At 50.0% G+C, this 19,951-nt stretch carries 13 protein-coding genes and 1 pseudogene; 12 read left to right on the plus strand and 2 right to left on the minus strand.

Annotated features, from left to right (window positions below; genetic code table 11):
• Positions 1-81 precede the first annotated feature (81 nt).
• The 6 genes and pseudogenes from KSO86_RS00715 (at position 82) to KSO86_RS08635 (ending at position 7,999) form a co-directional block, all read left to right on the plus strand.
• Positions 82-294, plus strand: a complete 213-nt coding sequence (locus KSO86_RS00715) for a hypothetical protein (protein ID WP_216378364.1) — start codon at positions 82-84, stop codon at positions 292-294.
• Positions 295-1,332: 1,038 nt separating this feature from the next.
• Positions 1,333-3,678 carry a hypothetical protein gene (locus KSO86_RS00720; RefSeq protein WP_216378363.1) on the plus strand — a complete coding sequence of 782 codons (2,346 nt, stop codon included), beginning with the start codon at positions 1,333-1,335 and terminating at the stop codon, positions 3,676-3,678.
• Positions 3,679-3,869: 191 nt separating this feature from the next.
• The gene (locus KSO86_RS00725; RefSeq protein ID WP_216378362.1) at positions 3,870-4,643 is read left to right on the plus strand and encodes a carotenoid biosynthesis protein; all 774 of its coding nucleotides are present in this window, start codon (positions 3,870-3,872) and stop codon (positions 4,641-4,643) included.
• Between the two features lie 678 nt (positions 4,644-5,321).
• Complete coding sequence (locus tag KSO86_RS00730) at positions 5,322-6,383, plus strand: hypothetical protein (RefSeq protein WP_216378361.1); 1,062 nt, start codon at positions 5,322-5,324, stop codon at positions 6,381-6,383.
• A 375-nt stretch (positions 6,384-6,758) separates the two neighbouring features.
• Positions 6,759-7,286, plus strand: a pseudogene (locus KSO86_RS08630) (MFS transporter); the annotation flags it as partial.
• Complete coding sequence (locus tag KSO86_RS08635) at positions 7,250-7,999, plus strand: MFS transporter (RefSeq protein ID WP_366504490.1); 750 nt, start codon at positions 7,250-7,252, stop codon at positions 7,997-7,999. The pseudogene KSO86_RS08630 and the gene KSO86_RS08635, both read left to right, overlap by 37 nt.
• A gap of 35 nt (positions 8,000-8,034) precedes the next feature.
• On the opposite strand, the gene KSO86_RS00740 is transcribed toward KSO86_RS08635, so the two are convergent.
• Positions 8,035-8,643 carry a class I SAM-dependent methyltransferase gene (locus tag KSO86_RS00740; RefSeq protein ID WP_216378360.1) on the minus strand — a complete coding sequence of 203 codons (609 nt, stop codon included), beginning with the start codon at positions 8,641-8,643 and terminating at the stop codon, positions 8,035-8,037.
• A 552-nt stretch (positions 8,644-9,195) separates the two neighbouring features.
• Here KSO86_RS00740 and pcrA point away from each other — a divergent pair.
• The 6 genes from pcrA to KSO86_RS00770 all read left to right on the plus strand — a co-directional run bounded on the left by pcrA (position 9,196) and on the right by KSO86_RS00770 (position 17,527).
• The gene (gene pcrA / locus KSO86_RS00745) at positions 9,196-11,700 is read left to right on the plus strand and encodes a DNA helicase PcrA (RefSeq protein WP_216378359.1); all 2,505 of its coding nucleotides are present in this window, start codon (positions 9,196-9,198) and stop codon (positions 11,698-11,700) included.
• A 4-nt stretch (positions 11,701-11,704) separates the two neighbouring features.
• Positions 11,705-13,732: an acyltransferase family protein gene (locus KSO86_RS00750; RefSeq protein ID WP_216378358.1), complete on the plus strand. Its 2,028-nt coding sequence runs from the start codon at positions 11,705-11,707 to the stop codon at positions 13,730-13,732.
• A 107-nt stretch (positions 13,733-13,839) separates the two neighbouring features.
• Complete coding sequence (gene sucC, locus KSO86_RS00755) at positions 13,840-15,012, plus strand: ADP-forming succinate--CoA ligase subunit beta (protein ID WP_216378357.1); 1,173 nt, start codon at positions 13,840-13,842, stop codon at positions 15,010-15,012.
• A gap of 9 nt (positions 15,013-15,021) precedes the next feature.
• Complete coding sequence (gene sucD, locus KSO86_RS00760) at positions 15,022-15,942, plus strand: succinate--CoA ligase subunit alpha (RefSeq protein ID WP_216378356.1); 921 nt, start codon at positions 15,022-15,024, stop codon at positions 15,940-15,942.
• A 117-nt stretch (positions 15,943-16,059) separates the two neighbouring features.
• Positions 16,060-17,262, plus strand: a complete 1,203-nt coding sequence (locus KSO86_RS00765) for a cell division protein PerM (RefSeq protein WP_216431725.1) — start codon at positions 16,060-16,062, stop codon at positions 17,260-17,262.
• Positions 17,255-17,527, plus strand: coding sequence for a DUF3017 domain-containing protein (locus KSO86_RS00770; RefSeq protein WP_216378354.1), 273 nt, complete (start codon positions 17,255-17,257; stop codon positions 17,525-17,527). Before KSO86_RS00765 ends, KSO86_RS00770 begins: the two co-directional genes overlap by 8 nt.
• A 78-nt stretch (positions 17,528-17,605) precedes the next feature.
• Here KSO86_RS00770 and KSO86_RS00775 read toward each other — a convergent pair whose 3' ends face one another.
• Complete coding sequence (locus KSO86_RS00775) at positions 17,606-19,897, minus strand: 6-phosphofructokinase (RefSeq protein ID WP_216378353.1); 2,292 nt, start codon at positions 19,895-19,897, stop codon at positions 17,606-17,608.
• Positions 19,898-19,951 lie beyond the last annotated feature (54 nt).

A 19,951-nucleotide genomic window follows, 5' to 3' on the forward strand; every position in this document is an offset into this window, starting at 1 on the left:
GAGCTGAGTGTGAAGTATCCCGTGTTTGTTTGCTAGCTAGTCGTTTGCCTTGGTTGTCATTTTCTTTGATGTATTCGAGATGTGCCAGCAGTCGTTCCCAACGACGATCAGCCTACGGTAGTTGAGGTTCTGGTGGAGGCAGGATGTGTTCTACCAGTGTACCTACGTGGACATCGCGATCTCGACCTGGAGCGCATCACGTCGGGTGCGGGTATGGACCAACTCGTTCCTATACGAGCTATGCATACCCTTAACCAGCGCGTTATCGTAGGAATCCCCAACCGCTCCAGTTGACGCGGTGCTCCCCACATCGATCAGCCGCTCGGTATACAAATCCCATACATACGGCGATCCGTGGTTGGAATGATGAGCCAACCCCACAGTTTCCTTTACACTTGTGATCTCCTGATTCAACGTGCCCAACGCCAACGCTTTTGGTACGTATCGAATTGTAGAGTGCCCAGCCCACGATGATGCGCGAGAATGCGTCCGTGGCAAACCCCGCGTAGACGAATCCTGTACGGGGACGAAAATACGTGGTGCCCGCGGCCCGCAATCGGTTCGGTCCCAGGGCACGAAACTCACGATGCGCCAAATCTGGTTGGTATCTTTCCTGTGGTCTTTGCGTGTGGTGATTGGGGAAAGTCCCTTACCCAGATACTCTTGCCAGGTCTATGAGCCTTGCGGTCTGCCCTGGCCCGACCCACACGCAGTTGCATGTATCTGGCAAACCTTGCCGACAAGCTCCAGATCCCGAACGTTCCTGGCGCTGGGATACCGTATGTGGTGTTGCACTACCCACGGGATGTGATGAATCCTGCTTGGCACTACTCGTTTAACGTCCTACGCATGAACTCGACACTGAAATGATTGCGATACGTATCAATGATATGCGTTCATTTCCGAACTCCCTGGGGCAAGTACGGAGGCGAAAAGCCGAGGCCGCTTATCTATGCTCGTTCGTATCCCGTAGCTCCTGATTGTCCTGACGCGGACTGGCGTTCCTTGCAGTCAGATATTCTTCATCGCGTGCGACCTGCCCTTCTTGTATATTTGTTGCAACCATTGCTGTGCAGTGTGCCACTAGGAGCTAAGCTAGGGTGTGAACACCTGACACGCTTGTTGAGTTGGAAGCCTATCTAGCCAAGGACCTGGTTCTCTACCAATCGGACAACACGGGTATTCATTCTCTTCGCAAATTTCACGCGGCTTTCCAGATTTTTTGATCGACTCAAACGAAAGAATACCCGGCGTGCTTTATCTAAGGATTTTTGCCTTTTTAATATTGTCCGTCAGTATTATGCTTTTAATGACGAGTTTATGGAGGCCAGTGTGGGTAAAGATATTGTAGTGAAGCAGATTAATCTTCCGCAGCCTTCTGCTGGGCTGCCTGAGATCGTTTGGAACGGATCTCGTTTCCAGTTCGAGGTTGCAGAGGCTCCCTCGGAAATAGATCTCTTACAGATTGAAGCATCCTTCGACCCGACGGTAACGAAAGCTGACAAAATTGATTATCTCATTGCGGCTTCCAGCGGTGTACTCACCGGACTGCTGAATATCTTCCTGCAAAAAGAGTTCGATCTCGAGGCTGCGCATACCTGGGGTGAAGAAAAGATTAACAGTTTTGTAATCCAGACGGCCCAGATGGATGCGAAGCTAGCTGGGGCAGATAAACCTATTAAGACTATTGAGCAGGCGATTAGACATCTTGAAGAAAAATTCCCCATGGCTTCGGATAAACTCACCCCGGAATTTGGGGGAGGGCTGCAGCATCACCTTCGAGATTTTACGCATCATCCCAGCTTAGTGGGCCTAGTTTTCTCCATTCTTTCCCAATTTACCAATAAAGGATACGGGACCGATACCGCCGGAAACTTCACCGTATTTGATATGCCTGCAGCAGTTCTCGACTCGGATTCTCCACTCCTTGGAAAAACCTTTGGCGAGAGAATAATGATCAGTACCTTTAATTGGGCGATGCATTTGATCAGTGATATGGCTGGCTCTAGTTCCACGCCCGGGGTGGGCACGGGAATCCCAGGACCCATCCTGTCGGTGTTCAAGGAAATATCTTCGCTACCATTTTTCAAAAACATCAATCTGAAATATAGCGACGACAAAATCGCGTTCTCACAATGGGTGTCCAAGCTCTTTAACGGCACCATGTGTAAAACTGCAGATGGTCGCCCACTCCGATTTGATTTTCGTACAGAAGTGGGCCTATTTGCACAGCTAAACAGCCAATTGAAAGCTGTCACCCTCAATGAAGCTATAGTTCGAACCTTCTACATGATCACTAGGCTAAAAGCGGAGATCAAACGCAAGAATGTTCACAGCCTCTCAGATCTCAAGCGACTAGATCCTAAAGCCTTTATGCCCCACGATAGTCGAGCCCTCACTCGGATGCTGACCATTTCCAGTAGCACCTTTGTGGGAGCCAATATGACTACATCTGCTATCCGGGCTGCGATAGAAACTGGTGGTAAATCGGTCAACGTTGGAGCCTTCTTTTTGCAGATCAATTTTGTTGGGGTAGCCAGGATGGGCGTCGCTATTTGTCAAGACTTTGGTTATCTTAAAGAGGATATTGGTGAATTCTGGGAAAATCATTTCAAACGCAAGACCGTTGAAGACGAAGAAATCAGAGTGTTGCGCGTGAAAGACGTCTCCAGTACTGAACCCAGCGTGATTGAGATTAATAGAGATAGTCGTCGTATTCTTACCGCCCTTGAAATTGCCAGCATTGAGCATGACTGCTGGGCCTCCGACTCTTTCGATGAGATCGCTGTGAAACAGCAATGGAAACAAGCGTGGCTAGTGGCAATGCAAGAAGTTGGTCAGATCGACGACGGGGCCCCGCTAGCTGAGGAAGTTGCTTACCAGCAACTACAGAATCTATCTGACAGTGCAGAGGATTGCCTGCAGGCTCTGCTTATCGCGCAAAAGCTGACGGCGTTCACCCCTTATGCTCCGCTGGGATCCGAGGGTAAAAAAGAGTATCAGAAACTCAAACTTGAAACCGACTATGTTGAAGAAGTATTCCTAACCAGTCAGACAAAGATCAGCGAAGTAAGTATTAAGCTTTTGAAAGATTCGTATTCTTCGTACCGAAGGAAGTTGACAGGGACAATAGGAAAGATTGCAGGTGGAATCGCGCTTACCGGACTGGCTGGTCTGGCTACTGGAGGAGCAGGATTAATACTTGCGCCAAAGATTGCTGTGCTTCTATTCGGTAGCTCATTCGCAGGGCTTAGTGGTGCCGCCTTGACCAGTGCCAGCCTCGCTGCCGCTGGTGGTGGGGCCCTCGCCGCAGGGGGATTAGGAATGGCGGGAGGAACCACGGTTATCGCTGGTGGGGCTGCTACCCTCGGCCTTGCTAGTTCAGGTGTGCTGTCTTTCTTAGCGTTGCATGGGGACGACTCTGTGGAGATCTCGAGGGACTATTGCGGTCAGGTGTTGGCGTTAGCGGAGGTTGCGATGAGTGCGCAATATCAGTTTAGTTTCGTGCCGCGCACAGCCAGTTACCAAACTAAGCAAAAGCTGGAGGCTATATCTCAGCTAATAGAGCAGGCCGAAGCTGATAAAAACAATGATCATAAGAAAGCCCTGAAGAGTTTGAAAGCAATTCAGAAAGACCTTGAAACCTGTCTTTCTAAACTGGATAAGTTTGCGTGCTAACCACCATTTTTCCGATATAGACGAGTTAGATTCCTCCTCGTTTTATAGATACTCAGACAAAACTAGGTAAATCATGCTTTAACTGGAGATGTTTGCGGGAAATATTATGCTCTCAAAGATTATCTACTAAACCACATGATATCTGTGTTTATGGTTAGATGATGTGTATCTAACGAAGGGCAGAAGTGAGTATGGTGTTTGAGATGGATCCGGAACTTATGCCCCTTGTGGTGGCTCCGTTGGCGGTAGTGACTTTAGCTTTTATGGCTTGGCATGCAGTGAAGATGCTGGGGTGGAAGCCGGCACTTGCCATGATCGGTAGTGGTTTAGCTATAGCCTATGTCTTGGAAGAGATAGGTGTGCATACTGGTCTTATTTTCGGCAGATACTATTTCACTGCGCTGATGGGTCCGAAACTGGATGTCATTCCTATTGCTGTTTTTTCCGGTTGGGTCACGCTTCTTTACATTGCATGGGTAATCACGAATTTGCTGATTGATGGTTCCCCGATTCCTACCAGGCATACGCCTAGCCTGATTGTTTTGCGAGCGGTAGTAGGTGCACTGGTTGTGACCACCTTTGACTTAAACTACGACCCAATTGCGGTGGAAAACGGATGGTGGGTATGGCTAGATGGAGGCTCGTACTTCGGTGTCCCTGTCCACAACTATGTGGGTTGGTTCTTCGTAGCATTCGTGTCTTATTTGGTTCATGGGTATCAGTTACGCCGTGAACAAGTGCCATCTTTAGAAGCAGCTTCGAGGGGTGTGCGTTGGTTGAGTATTGTTCCTGTTGTGCTGTACGGAATATCAGGACTTACTTTTATCCTTGTTAACTTCGGTGGGCAGCTGGGTCTCATCTCGTTTTATGTTTTCGGGATCCTATTCCTTGTGGCGGCATGGAAATGGGGCGTGTGGTACAAGAGCCTGCCCACAGCTACTAGGCTATCAGCAGGTTCACGGTAGATAGCCACGAGATAGTCTAGGCGGGGTCTACGCGCAGATCTCGTGCGAAACACTATTTAAAGGCTCATACGGGGTCAAGTAAGTATGCATCCCTGTTTTTCGTGAGTTGATGCTGGATGTGGCTAAGACAAAACTATTTTCTAAACATTGGTGATGTCGATACGGTCTCTCCAGCCTGTATTTTCTCCTTATTCCTATAACTTAAATGGCATTAGAGTTCCCGAACCTAGTTTGGTTCCCAATGATTAGTAGGAGATATTCTCTACTATCTGACCTTGGTGGTTTAGCCAGGCTTGAGAAATGGTCCAGGTTTTCTTTTGTTCGAGTAGATGGGGAAATATGAACCATTTCAGTTGAGTGATTCTTACGATCATACTTCGTTGCAGACGAGCCGATTCTCATCCATAACTGGCGAGATATGCTTGAGAGAACGATAGCTACTTTTGAGGGACCCTTGGTTAAAAATACCCATATCGACCGAGCAGCCGAAGTCCTAAGATAACGTGCCCGTTCAAGACTGAAAACGACTGCTAGTGTTTCGGTAATATAATAGAGAAAATAGAAACGAGACTAAACGCGCTGGAAGTAAACTAGGGAAATTTCAATTAGAGACTTTTTAGAGTTTTCCTACCAGGACATCCGGCGTGGTTAAAGCGTGAAGAATGTTAGAAGAGGGATATGGTGAATTGGGAGAAGCTCTCTTCGAGCGAAATGAAATTTGATTTCTTTAAAGGGGAAAGCGACTTTATACAGCAGATTTTGTCGTTATATGGTAGTTGTGAATTGAAAATTGATAGGTTACTAGAGTTTAAAGTATCTCTACCTTTTCAAGTTCCTATCCCGAACAATAGTATGTTTAGCTTCAGAATGGAAAAATGTGTCCTGCACTATCGCTATGAAGCAGACGAGTCTAAATCTGATTCTGCAGAAACTGGGTACTTTCCGATAGCAGCATATTCTACATCTGTAATTATCGGCGTAGGATTTAACTCTGTTCTTTATGAGAATGATGAGCTCCATGAAGACATTATGAGTTATTTATTTGATAGTTCCTTGCGCGAGCTAAATAAGCAAATAATCGCATACATGACTTGCGTAAAAGATGATGGATGTTTTCGTGTTACTAAAGAAATGCTATCGCCTGCTATAGTGATGAACTTAGTAGACCTTGAAGAGTGCAGTAGTTCGAAAACGATATTTTTGACCCATCTCAATATGCCACATAAAAAAGAGGAGTTGGATTCGAAAACTGTTGCTAATTTCCTGAGAATATACAGCATTTACGATAAAAATCTGAATCCTTTCATCCTTGCCGAGTTATATTTTCTTACCGCTACGAGGAAACTGCGTGAAGGATTTTATGATGAAGCTATCGTAAGTGTGCAAACTAATATCGAAATGATTATTAGGATAATATTTCGGGAATTTCTTCTTGCTTCGGGAGAAAGCGAAAATAGTGTGGAAAAGACTCTCGAATGTGCAAGTTTTATGAGTATTGTGAAAAGGGAAATGTCGAAAATTATTGGAGGGGTGTGGGATGTTAATAGAACAAACTCTCCACTGAGAGATTGGTATTACAGCACTTATAAAGTCCGGAATAGAATTGTCCATGCTGGATATTGCCCCACTCTCCAAGACGCTCGTATGGCGGTAGAATCTGCAGGAAAATTCAGAGAGTATATATTTGACCTGCTGCGAAAAAGTCCACAAAATTCGAAATTAAAAATGTATATTCTCTGAGTCTCACGTTATCTAGGTTTTCTTTCAATCATAAAGATGTAGAAACCGAATCTCAGTATGGAAGTAGTGTGTAAACGATGGGTTCGTGTAAGTGCATACGACCCTAGCTGAGACGATACTCTACGTGTTTATTTTCTCGACCTTCTGAGTAAACTGTTTTATTGTTTTGCTAAATGGTAATGCTGATAAGAATGTGAAAATTGTAAGCCCTTGTCCTAACTCTCCGCCTAGACCCCGCCGCCACCAAAAACATACCCTAATGATATGACTACCTCGCAAACCGCCCTGCAACAGATTGATTCGCGCCCGCTTACGCGCCATCAAAAGTCGTTGATTGCCTTGGTAGTTGCCGGCAACATTTCGGAGTTCTTCGACATGTTCCTCATCGGTTTCGTCGTCTCTGTCCTCACCAGGCCGTGGCATTTAACCGGTTTCGAAGCCGGCACGATCCTGGCTTGTTCCGGGCTAGGAACCGTGATCGGCGCAGTCATATGGGGTCGGTTGGCAGACAAAATCGGTCGCAAACGTGCCTTCTTCTGGTGCGTTCTCATGTTTACAATGTTCACGCTGGCCTCGGTTTTCACTCCCGAGCGCGGCTGGATCATGCTCGCCGTGCTGCGCGTGTTGGTGGGCATGGGCGTGGGCGGTCTCAACATCGTCTCGATCCCGTACGTGCAGGAGTTCGTTCCGGCAAAACAGCGCGGTTTACTGGCTGGTCTGGCATCGGTCTTCATCCCGGTGGGACTATTTTTAGGCGCTCTAGCACAACAGATTTTTCACGACCACTGGCGTGCCCTCATCGCCTTAGGTGCGCTACCGATTTTTCTCCTTTCTGGTTACGCAAGGTTCCAGAATCTCCGCGTTATCTGCTCTCCCAGGAGAGAACCGCTGAAGCCGCCCAGGCGTTGGCGTGGGCGCTGGAACTTCCAGCTTCCCACGTGGGTGCGCTACCGCCGTCGTCGAAACCTCACCGCGCATCGTACGCCCAAGTTTTCCGCCGGCATCGGCGCTCGCTCGTGGTTGTGGCGCTCGGAACCTTCAGTTTCATTCTCGGTTCGGCGACGATTCAGTCGTGGGGCCAAACGTTGCTTCATGACGGATACGGATTATCGACGACGACGGTGGCCTCGCTCTTCATGCTGGTATCCCTCGCCGACTTGCTCGGGCGGTTGGCGGCTGCCTGGGTCGCAGACCGAATCGGACGGCGCTGGACGTTACTGTCTTGTGGAACTGTGGGCGCGATCGGCTCATTAATCGTGGCGTGGTCAGCCTTCGCTGGCACTGCCGGTTCGTGGATCTTGTTCTTCAGCGGAGTCATCATCGCAATGGGATTCGGCGACGGCGCTTTCGGAATCTTGAACGCATTTGGGGCAGAGCAATTCCCGAACGAAGTACGTGCTACCGGCCTAGGTCTTGGCTACGGTATCGGTGCCTCGGCTAAAATCATCGGTCCGATGCTGATGGGATTGCTGATCGGCGGGAGCGCCGTGCGGCCAACAGTCACGCTCAACGCAGTTGTTCCAGCTTTTATCGTTTTCGCAATTTTGCTTTTTATTGGCGGGGTCATCTACATGTTTGCCGAAGAAACGAACGGGCGTTCGTTGGATACGCTGTAACAGAGCATCATGCGATCTCCGATGATGACATCCGTCTAGTTTTTGTTGGCAATCAGCACACCTACCGGTGCAAGACCACCTTTCACTAGCGTTATCTCCACAACCGAAAACCCATATTCTGAAACATAATCGCGGAATTGTTCCTTATTCCATTCGTTATACATTTTGAAACCGACAAGAGACATCAGTGTCTTCATATATTTTTTGGGTTTCTCTTCGGTCCATAAAAAAGTAGGGGCGCATAACAGCCCGTTTGGTTTGAGTACTCGATGTATCTCCCGCATTGCTTCATCCGGATTAGGCATTATATGAAGCGCATTAGCGATAACTACGCAATCAAAGGTCTCTGCGTCGGATATCAGCGAGGTGGCATCGGCGACTGCGAAAGAAAGCCCGTCGTAATCGCCTCGCTTCTTTGCTTCGGCAATCATCTGGTGCGAAAAATCTGTGCCCATCCAGCTTTTCGTGTGACGGTAGAGACGAAATGATAGTTGCCCAGAACCACATGCAAGTTCTAGCACATCCATATCTTTTGTCAGATAGGGGCGGATATTATCGCAAATTTCTTCATAAAAAGATGCATCTTTTTCCATCAACGGAGCATACAGCTTCGCAATTCTATCCCAGAACCGTTTACCACTCATGAGCATGTCATTTCTCTATAACGTTCGTCTTATTTTAGTCTATCTCGGTGTGATTGGGTGACACAGTGCTTGCTACGACCAGATTGGCGTGCATACAGTTTGCATTTCTGTCAGAAAACCCGTGTTTCTTCGACTACATGCGCGAATATGCAAACTCTATGCACGGGAAACGTTTTACAACTGGAGTATAGTATCGTGGAACGATTATCCGAGCCGTTGTTCCACTTGCATGGAGTTGAGCTGCTGACGATTGCGTTTCCTTGCATAGTTCGAAAGTATCTGGGGATTGCTTCATATGCGATTGACGACGACGTTGTCACTTGCGAACCGAGGAGATGCCGAGGATAGATAGGGCGTTGATACAGGATAGGTGTAGGCGTACTAGGCTCTCTGGGATAGTTCTGGAGTGCGTGATGTGCTCATGTCGCTAGCTTAAAGTGTGGCTTTTGGGGAGGAGCCAACGGGAGCGTGTGCTGATTTTTCCCACAAAACTGGGGTAGTTCCGTGTGTACAGCAAAATGTGTGGGAGGTGTCCTTTAGGCTTGAAGTGTTATGAGTACTAATGATGCGTTTGTTTCAGCAATGGATCGGCTAAAGTCGAAGATCGCTACGACTCAGGAGTCGTCGGCGGTTGGAGCGGTTGCGCCTAGATTATCTCGGATGGATGACGACGGCGCTCGCGGGCACGATGATGCGCGCGTGAAAGAACTTTTAGCAGGTCTTAATCCACAGCAGTATCAGGCGGTTGTTCATACTGGTGGACATCTGCTGGTGGTTGCTGGGGCTGGTTCTGGAAAAACTCGAGTGTTGACTACTCGTATTGCCTATCTGATTGCTACTGGTCGGGTGCGTCCACACGAAATTTTGGCGATTACCTTTACTAATAAGGCCGCTAAAGAAATGCGCGAACGGTTAGAATCGTTGCTCGGATCCACCGCGCAACGCATGTGGATTTCTACGTTTCATTCGGCATGTGTACGGATTTTACGCACGGAGCATCAGGCTTTGGGGATGCGGTCATCGTTCACGATTTATGATGCGGCAGATTCTGCTCGGCTGATGAAGATTGTGGCGCAAGAGGAAAACATTGATATTAAAGCTTTCCCGCCAAAAACGTTGAGCCGAAAAATCTCTGATCTGAAAAATGCGATGGTTACGGTTGGGCAGGCGAAGGAACAAGCTGCAGATCGTGATGATCAAATGATTGCTGACGCATACGCCGGATACCAGCGGCGGCTGCGTGCGGCGAACGCAGTGGACTTTGACGATCTGATTATGCTGACGGTGGGTTTACTGCGTGATAACCCGTCGATTGCAGAACACTATCGGCGGCGTTTCCGGCACGTATTAGTAGACGAATACCAGGATACGAATACAGCTCAGTATCAGTTGGTGCGTGAACTCGTTGGTGAAGAAACTGATCAGCCACATGGCGAATTAACTGTTGTTGGCGATGCGGACCAGTCCATTTACGCTTTCCGTGGCGCAACGATTCGCAATATTGAGGATTTTGAGCAAGATTTTCCGAACGCTACAACGGTTGTGCTGGAACAGAATTATCGCTCCACCCAAAATATTTTGACGGCTGCTAATTCACTCATTGCTAACAATAAAGGGCGGCGACCGAAGAAATTATGGACTGCTGAAGGCGATGGCCCGAAGCTTGTTGGCTATGTAGCGGATGCAGAATCGGACGAGTCAGCCTTTGTCGTCGAAGAAATCGACCAAGTACGCACCAAGCACGGCTATAAATATGGTGATATTGCTGTGTTCTACCGGGCGAACGCGCAATCACGTGCCATTGAAGAAATGTTTGTGCGTTCAGGTATTCCGTATAAGGTTGTTGGCGGTACTCGGTTCTATGAGCGTAAAGAGATTAAGGATGCGTTAGCATATTTGCATGCGGTAGCGAATCCGGATGATACAGTCTCAATTCGCCGAATCTTGAACGAACCGAAACGTGGGCTAGGAGCAAAAGCTGAATCGGCTGTTGCCATGCATGCCGAAAAATACCGGATATCGTTTGGCCAGGCGCTCCACGATGTGGCCTATCCAGAACAAGCTGTTGAAGCTGGGCGCAGTGCGGTGGAAGGATTGCAGGCGCGTGCCCGTAATGCCATGAGTGCATTTATTGGCATGCTGGAAACCGCGCGGACCCAAGCTGATGCCGGTGAGGCTCCAGCTGACATCTTAGATGCATTAATGGACGCCTCTGGATATTTGGACACTCTTCAAAAATCGAAGGATCCGCAAGATGAAGTACGGGTAGAAAACCTTGCTGAACTCCACGCGGTAGCCTCTGATTTCCGTGTACGGAATGGAGAGGGCTCCCTTGCTGATTTCTTGGACCAGATCTCGTTAGTGGCCGATTCGGATCAAATTCCAGATGAGGATAGCGAAAACGAAGGCGAAGTTGTTCTCATGACGATCCACACCGCGAAAGGGCTAGAATTCCCAGTAGTTTTTGCAACTGGATTTGAAGATGGAACATTCCCGCATATTCGTGCTCTGGCATCTGCAACGGAACTAGCTGAAGAACGCCGGTTAGCTTATGTGGCGTTAACTCGTGCTCGGCAGCGCCTATATATCACGAGGGCTGCCACTCGTTCCCAGTGGGGTGCTCCGCAAGAGTTACCGCCATCGAGATTCTTAGATGAGATTCCGGATGAGGTGATCGATTGGCGGCGTGCGGCGTCTGCAATGGACACGGTTCGCAGTTCTTCTTGGGGGAGCGCTCGCGATAGTTGGGGTGCGAAGCGTAACAACTGGAGCAGCGTGAATGATGACGATTTTGCTCCTGTTATTGGGCGTGGGAGCGGAAAGTTCACTCCCGGGAAAATTCTTGAAACTGAGCCAGAACCCGTTCAGTCCTCCAATCCAGATCCTGACATTAGCGGAGGGATCAACGTTGGCGACAAAGTTCGTCACGCAAAATTTGGTACTGGCAAGGTAATCTCGTTTGAAGGAAGCGGAAAATCCACAGTAGCCAAAGTTCGGTTCGATAGTGGGGCCGTCAAACGCCTCATGCTTCGTTTCGCTCCGTTAGAAAAGATCTGAAACTATGACTGATTCACCTTATTCGTTACGCTCACAACGTCCAGTCCGCACTGCGGCTTCTGCCCAGCGTCCTGGGCGGCGTGAGCAACCCCGCGGTCAGCAGGCGGCCAATGATCAGGGCGGATATATCGCTGGACTAGATGGTCTGCGTGCTTTCGCTGTGCTATCAGTCATTCTTTACCATGTGTTTCCTGGAGTTGTCCAAGGTGGATTCCTAGGAGTAGACGTATTCTTCGTCATCTCCGGTTTTTTGATCACTACGCTTCTGCTACGTGAAGACCGTGCAAACAACTACATCAATCTGCGAAAATTTTGGGTGCGGCGAGCTCGTCGTCTTATCCCCGCGTTAATTACGTTAATCATTACAGTCGTACCAGCTGCCTGGGCCATCAATTCAGATCTGTTAGTCGGCATTGGCCGGCAAATATTAGGTGCGCTAACTTTTTCTACCAATTGGCTCGAAATCGCTCACGGATCGAGCTACTTTGATGCGACCGCGCCATTGCTTTTTAAGAACTTCTGGTCATTAGCTATCGAAGAACAATTCTATTTGCTGTGGCCAATTATTATGCTCGTCATTTTGGCCTTGGTGAGCAGGCTACGTACCCGAATCGCGATATCCGGTTCGGTGATGCTTTTTTCTGCGTTCCTCATGATGCTTCTCTACACGGGGGACAACTACACGCGTCTCTATTACGGCACTGATACGCATATTTTTGGGCTTTGCGCTGGTATTACACTGGCATTTTTATGGGCAGATCGCGATCAGCCTATTTTTGAGTCGAAACATTGGAAGTCCTTCCACGCTCTCTTGGGATGGGGTGGCCTAGCAATACTGAGTGTTTGCGTTTTTGTTATGCCGGAAACTGGCCCATGGGCCTATCGAGGCGGCATGCTTCTCGCTTCGCTAGCTACCACACTAGTAATCGCTGAGATGCTTTACCCGCGATCCCTTCTCGCACGAATCGGCGAGTTACCGGTACTACGATGGTTTGGTACGCGGTCTTATGGCTTGTATTTGTGGCACTGGCCTATTTTGGTACTCGTTGCAGCTGCTTACCCGGTAGCGATAGGGAGTTCAGCTCATCTAGCGCGATCCGCAGTAGCTATCGCGATCACTATGCTTATCGTTGAAACCTCATATCGTTTCGTTGAAACACCAGTTCGTCGTCTTGGCTACCGTCAGATCATTGCATTTTTACGAACCAAGCTACCTCACAACCGCGTCTACACAGCGCTAGCTTTCATTGTCTTGCTACTAACCGGCACGACTATTGCGGCAACATTCTTTGCGCCAGAAAAAACCAGCACCCAGATTATGATTGAACGGGGTAGTCAAGGAGCAGATGCTGAATCAGCAGAAACCGGTGGCTCGCATTCTGACGCTCAAGCAGGTGACAACGGGCCGCGTCCTAACCGTCCCACTGAGCTTTCAAAAGATCTTGATACCACGATTCCGAACACCTACGAAGTTACGGTCATTGGTGACTCGATGGTGTCAGCTTCCCGTACCGGTCTTCTGCACGCTATGCCGGGCGTTACTGCCTTTGGTGAGCCCTCAACGCAGTGGTCCGGCGCGAGCAAGATGATTCAAGCAGCAGAAGATAACAGCCAGCTCGGCCGCGTCGTCGTTCTCGATTTCGGGACAAATGGTGGCGTAAGCCAGCCAGACCTCGTCCGAGACGCGATAGAACAACTCGGCGAAAAGCGAATGGTCTTCCTGGTCAACATTTACTCCCCATCAACATTCGTAGCGGAATCAAATGAGACTCTAGCGAAAATTGCGGATGAATACCCAAATGTTCAGCTAATAGATTGGCACGGATTGGCGTCGAAAGAGCCGGACCTATTACAAGTAGATGACACCCACACGTCAATCGACGGCGCTAATGCATATGGCAAACTCATCAAGGATGCCATTACTGCTGGAGCTACTGAGTTCTCGAATATACAGGGAGTAGAACCAGGTGCTGGCTGGGCTACTGAACCGCCTGCCGAACCATCCGCGCAATCCGAAGATACCGAGAAATAAATAACGGTTAGTAGTTTCCACAATGAGATGAAAACAGGTAGGCTGAATAACAAGTCTCGATGTTGAGACACCGGTGTAACAGGACGACCACAACGGAAGGATACTCCGTGGATCTATACGAATACCAAGCTCGCGAACTCTTCGCCAAGCATGACGTTCCAGTACTACCTGGAATCGTGATATCTGCCCCTGAAGAAGCACCACAAGCTGCCCACACCTTGCTGGAACAAACTGACCTTCTCGTGGTCAAAGCGCAGGTGAAAACTGGCGGGCGCGGCAAAGCCGGTGGAGTGAAGCTAGCTCGCACACCACAAGAAGCTGAAGAAAAAGCTCGAGCTATTTTAGGTATGGATATTAAGGGCTATACAGTTCATCAGGTCTTCATCGCCGCCGGTTCTGATATTGCTGAAGAATACTATTTCTCGATATTGCTTGACCGCTCCGAACGCCGATATCTTGCTATGTGTTCCAAAGAAGGCGGAATGGATATCGAACAACTCGCCGTGGAACGCCCAGAAGCACTCGCTAAAATCCCGGTAGACCCCAATGAGGGTATAACCGTGGAAAAAGCACGTGAAATTGTTGCCGCTGCGGGATTTACACCAGCTGAACACAATGCGTTGATACCGGTGATCTTGAAACTCTGGGAGACCTTCACCCAGGAAGACGCAACATTGGTCGAAGTCAACCCGCTTGTCAAAACCCCACAAGGGAAGATTATCGCTCTTGACGGCAAAGTTTCGTTGGACGACAACGCCCGGATCCGTCACCCCGAACATGCCGGCTATATTGACAAGAAAACTGAAAACCCGCTCGAAGCTAAAGCTAAAGCTCTCGGACTGAACTACGTTAAGTTAGACGGCGGTCAGGTTGGTGTTATCGGCAATGGTGCTGGCCTAGTCATGTCCACTCTTGATGTGGTTGCCTACGCTGGAGAACAATACGGAGTCGGCCCAGCTAACTTCCTTGATATTGGTGGCGGAGCAAATGCGGAAGTCATGGCTCATGGTCTGGACGTCATTCTTAACGATCCTGATGTCCGTTCCGTATTTGTCAACGTCTTTGGCGGAATCACCGCGTGTGATGAAGTAGCAAACGGCATTGTGCGCGCACTCGAAACACTCGGTGACGCCGCAAATAAACCAATCGTTGTTCGCTTAGACGGAAATAAAGTAGCTGAAGGTCGCCAGATTCTATCCCAGGCAAACCACCGGCTTGTTACCCTCGAAGACACAATGGACGGAGCTGCAGCCAAGGCCGCTCAGCTCGCTGGAAAGTGAGAACTTATTATGGCTATCTTCCTCAATAAAGAATCCACCGTTATCGTCCAGGGCATGACCGGCTCAGAGGGACAAAAACACACTCGCCGGATGCTTAGCGCCGGCACGAAAATTGTGGCTGGAACCAATCCTCGTAAAGCTGGAACCAGCGTGGAATTTGATGTCGAACCGATTGGCATCGATGCAGACAAGCGCCAAGCTGGTACCGTCTCGATTCCAGTTTACGGCACTGTGGCAGAAGCTAAAGAAGCAACCGGAGCAAACACCTCGGTTATCTTCGTACCCCCGGCCTTCACCAAAGCGGCAGTTATTGAAGCTGTCGATGCTGGATTGGACCTCGTCGTCGTCATCACTGAAGGCGTACCGGTTAAAGACAGTGCTGAATTTGTACAGTATGCCCTAGACAAGGGCGTTCGCCTCATCGGACCTAACTGCCCTGGTATCATCACTCCAGGTCAATCAAATGTTGGTATTACACCACCAGATATTACCGGCCCTGGCAAAATCGGTCTGGTGTCAAAATCTGGAACCTTAACCTACCAGTTAATGTTTGAACTAGCGGACATTGGTTTCACCACCTGCCTAGGTATCGGCGGAGACCCGGTCATCGGCACCACTCACATTGATGCTCTTAAAGCCTTTGAAGCTGACCCAGAAACCGAGCTGATCGTCATGATCGGTGAAATTGGTGGCGACGCCGAAGAGCGTGCGGCTGCCTACATCAAAGACAACGTAACCAAGCCGGTCGTTGGATACGTAGCTGGCTTTACTGCGCCCGAGGGCAAAACAATGGGCCATGCCGGAGCTATCGTTTCCGGTTCGGCAGGAACTGCGATGGCAAAGAAAGAAGCCCTTGAAGCTGTAGGTGTCAAGGTAGGCAAAACCCCAACTGAAACAGCGAAGATAGCCCGGGCTATCTTGAACGGCTAACCGAAAGTTTGCAGTTTTCCTTGCGTTTGTCGTCTGCGACCAATGAGCGCAAAACGTAAGCAACACACCATGTCAATACCGTGCCTTCAAGACCAATACGCGTAACGATGGGAACTAATGAATACTCACATTGATCTTTCGCGCTACTGGTACATTTTCTGTGGTGGTATTGCTGCGCCATTTTTCTCGTGGTTCGGCGTTTTCCTTGTCGTCATGGTGTTCTATACGCTCAATGCGTCTGCCCAGATGATGGGAGACATCGTCTGGCAAAGCGCGGCATTTTTTGCCACTGGCTGGTGGACCACGATTTTCGGTGGGGCTGTTTCAGTCGGCAGCGCATCGTTAACGCTCATGCCGTTGCTCCTGACCGGCGTGGTTATGTATGCCTCGTATCAGAGCTTGCGCGGTCGAAATCTGGAAACATGGTTTGATGTGTTCGCTGCCGCATTGAGCTGGCCGGCTGTAATTGCGGTGCTGTCACTTGCTGGTCGCGCGCCGGGGGACTGGTGGTTTGCGCTAATCGGCTCCTTTATCTTAGCTGGACTAACGGCGATGTGGAGCGCCCGCGAAACACTCCTGTATTGCCTTCCATGGTGGTCGTATGTGGATCGCGCATGGAAATATGCTCGGTGGTTAAGCTTCTTCATATTGGGAGTTGCATGCGGCGTCACCCTATTGTTTATTCTGATAAGAATTGGAACTATCAGCGAGATCCACGGTTATTATTTGACCGGAGTTGCCGGCAGTATTGGGCTGATACTACTTCAGCTGGTGTATTTTCCGGCACTCGTGGTGTGGTTCTTTTCTTGGCTAGTTGGAGCGGGATTCGCAGTCGGCACGGGAACGAACTTTTCGATATTCGGCGTCGAATCGGGTCCGTTGCCAGCCATCCCTGTTTTTGGGGCGTTACCTGCACCAGGCGAGAAGATGCTGTGGCTATTCATCGTCATAGTCGTTCTCGCATGTGTATACGGGGTAGTCGTGGCCCGTAAGTTGGTTCCGACGACGACGCTATCTACTCAACTGGTGGATGCGACGTTAGCGGTTGTACTGAGCGCTTTGGCTGTTTCGATTATGTCTTTTATGGCTCTGGGAGCTATCGGCCCAGGCCGGATGGCAGAAACTGGCCCTGTTCCGGCGTTGACGGCTGCCTTCACACTCATGTCGATTGGTTTGCCGTTCCTTTTGGGCGTTGGTCTTTCTCATCCGACAACGCTAGGCTTTGTTAAGAAACATATTCGTCGGGACACAACAAAGCCGGTGCTGTCCGATGAAGCCGCTGAATCATCGGCAGAAAAAGGAGAGGTGTCGCATGACTGAGCATCGTGTACCCTCGGTGTTTTTCTTCGTGCTCCTAGCATTATGGATCGTGGCAGTCGTGATACTGTCATACGTCTGGGGTGTTCAACCAGCAATGTACACCTTCGCTGGAAGCTTAGCGGTGCTGGCGATGGCACGGCTTGTCTTGCCTGCAGGCATGGTCCCGCAGGTACGTTCGCGTTGGTTCGACGTCGTCACGCTTCTCACGCTGGCACTCGTGCTCGCATATTTCGCCAATTGGGGAGACACCCCGGCAGTGGTGTAGCTAGTTTGCTGGCTACGGATCCGTGGTCAGATACAAAATCGGTGCTCCGCAGAGCACCGATTTCGTTAGTAAACAGCGTTATTGAATAATCGCTAGATCTTCGAGCGGTCCATCGTAAGTCGGATCCGAAACTACGTAAACAACGTGCTTGAGTGGCAACCACCACGGATCAAGCTGGGTCCGTGATTCGAGATCGATTAAATCTCCAATATGGGATAGTGGCATTGCTTGGATAACTCCGCCAACCATACCAATATGGAACGAACGTGCGTTCTTAGCGTGCGTACGCAACTCGTCGTCGAGAATATTGATCGCCGTATTGACGATACGAGCGGCCATCGTCCGATCAAACGGGGACGGATTACCACCCTGCTGTGCGTGTCCAATGACTGAAGTACGCACATCAAACAGGTTGTGACCTTCTTCTTCAAAAATCCGGCTCAAGAAATCCGTGGTGTAATACTGCGAGGCATCTTCATTACGTACGACCAAATACAAGTGACGACCCTGCTCAAACGCATAAACCATGCGCTGAGTATCTTGGGCGAGTTGTGGCAACGTGATGCCAGTTTCTGCTAGATAGACTTGCTCCGCACCTGAAGAAATTGCGGAGAACAACGCCAAGTATCCGGTGTTGCGTCCCATCGTCTCGGCAACGAAACAGCGTTGCGAGGCCGATGCAGAGGTTCGAATCTTGTCGAGCATCTCCACATTTGTGTTCAATGCGGTATCTGCACCGATTGAGTGCTCGGAACCTGGCAGATTATTGTCGATCGATGCTGGCACGCACACGATCGGAATGTTGAAGCCAGGATACCGGTCTTTCTCTTGTCCCATATCGAAAGCCATCTTGTATCCTGCGAAGCCACCGATAACGATCAGCGCATCGAGCTCCGCGTTTTCGATAGCTCGGGAGAGCGCGTAGTACTGGTCTACCCCAGGGATCGTGCGGCGGGTGCCCAATCCGGCGCCTCCGTCTTCAGCCCAGCCTTCAACGTCGCCCCATTCAAGCTTCCGGATATGACCTTCGAGCAAACCTGGGAAACCGCCCTCGATGCCAATCATTGTGTATCCGCGGTCAATTCCAAGTTTGACAGCAGCGCGAGCAGCCGGGTTCATTCCTGGTGCAAGTCCGCCGGCGTGAATAATGCCAACACGTGGTGATTTGGCAGAGCTATTGCAGGTTTTGCATGTTGGGGAGGACATGGCTTCAAAAATGTCGATCATCTCGCGGAATCCAGACCCGCGTGAGTCAATAGCTGCCTCCCAGTTCCCTTCTTTGAGGTAGGCCTTCACCTTTCGAGTGTTGGCAACGGCTTCCATCATCGGCATGCGCACAATTCGGTTACGCTTGGTGCCAATAATCGTTGGCTCGGTATCTGGACCAGCATTGACCATGTCGAGTGCTGCTGTATAGCCGAGTAGGGTAGGCATCCAGCGGTCATACGCGGATGGTTGGCCGCCGCGCTGGACGTGCCCCAGGGATGTAATTCGTGCATCTTCGCCAAGACGGTCTTTGATGACGGATGCGACTTGTGTAGCGGTGATCGGGTTACCGGCGCGATCGAGAGCTCCTTCAGCGAGGATAATGAGCGAGTCGCGCCGACCGCGTTCACGCCCCGTACGGAGCTTGGTGGTCATTTCTTCTTCCCAGCCGTCTTCTGGTGGAAGTTCTGGGATAAAGACGTAGTCGCAACCGCCAGCAATAGCTGACATGAGGGCCAAATATCCGCAGGCTCGTCCCATCACTTCAATAATGAATGTGCGTTGGTGGGAGGCGGCTGTAGCTGCGATGGCGTCGATCGCTTCAATAATGCGGTGTAACGCCGAATCGGTGCCGATTGTCATGTCGGTACCAACTAGGTCATTGTCAATTGAGCCAACGACTCCGGCGATACGCAAGTGTCGGTGTTCTTCGCCGGCTTCGGGGCTCACCTCGCCTTCGGCGACGAGTTCGTTGAGGAGTTCGGGCCAAAATTCGCGTAGTTCATCGGCTCCGGATAGAGTTCCATCACCGCCGACGACGACGAGACGGTCGATTCCGCGCTGTACTAAGTTACGAACGACTTTCTTTAGTCCTGAGCGCTCGCGGAATTCGTCTGAGCGGGCGGTGCCGATCGCTGTTCCGCCTTTGGAAAGAATGTTTGACACTGATGACCATGACAGCTCTTGGATGAAGTCGCCACCTTCAATGGCGCCTTTCCATCCTTCGTGGAGTGCGAACGGGATAGCGCCAGCATGGAGGGCTGTTCGTACGACGGCACGTACGACGGCGTTCATACCTTGCGCGTCGCCGCCAGAGGTCAAGATTCCAATTTTTGGGCGCTGTGCGCGTTCTTCATTGCTGAGCATCTTTGCAGGTTCCAGCATAATTTTCTCCTTAACGCAGGAAGAATGTGTTGTCCATATCCCATCTTGCCACAT

Source organism: Arcanobacterium phocae, assembly GCF_018913465.1.
GTDB lineage: Bacteria > Actinomycetota > Actinomycetes > Actinomycetales > Actinomycetaceae > Arcanobacterium > Arcanobacterium phocae_A.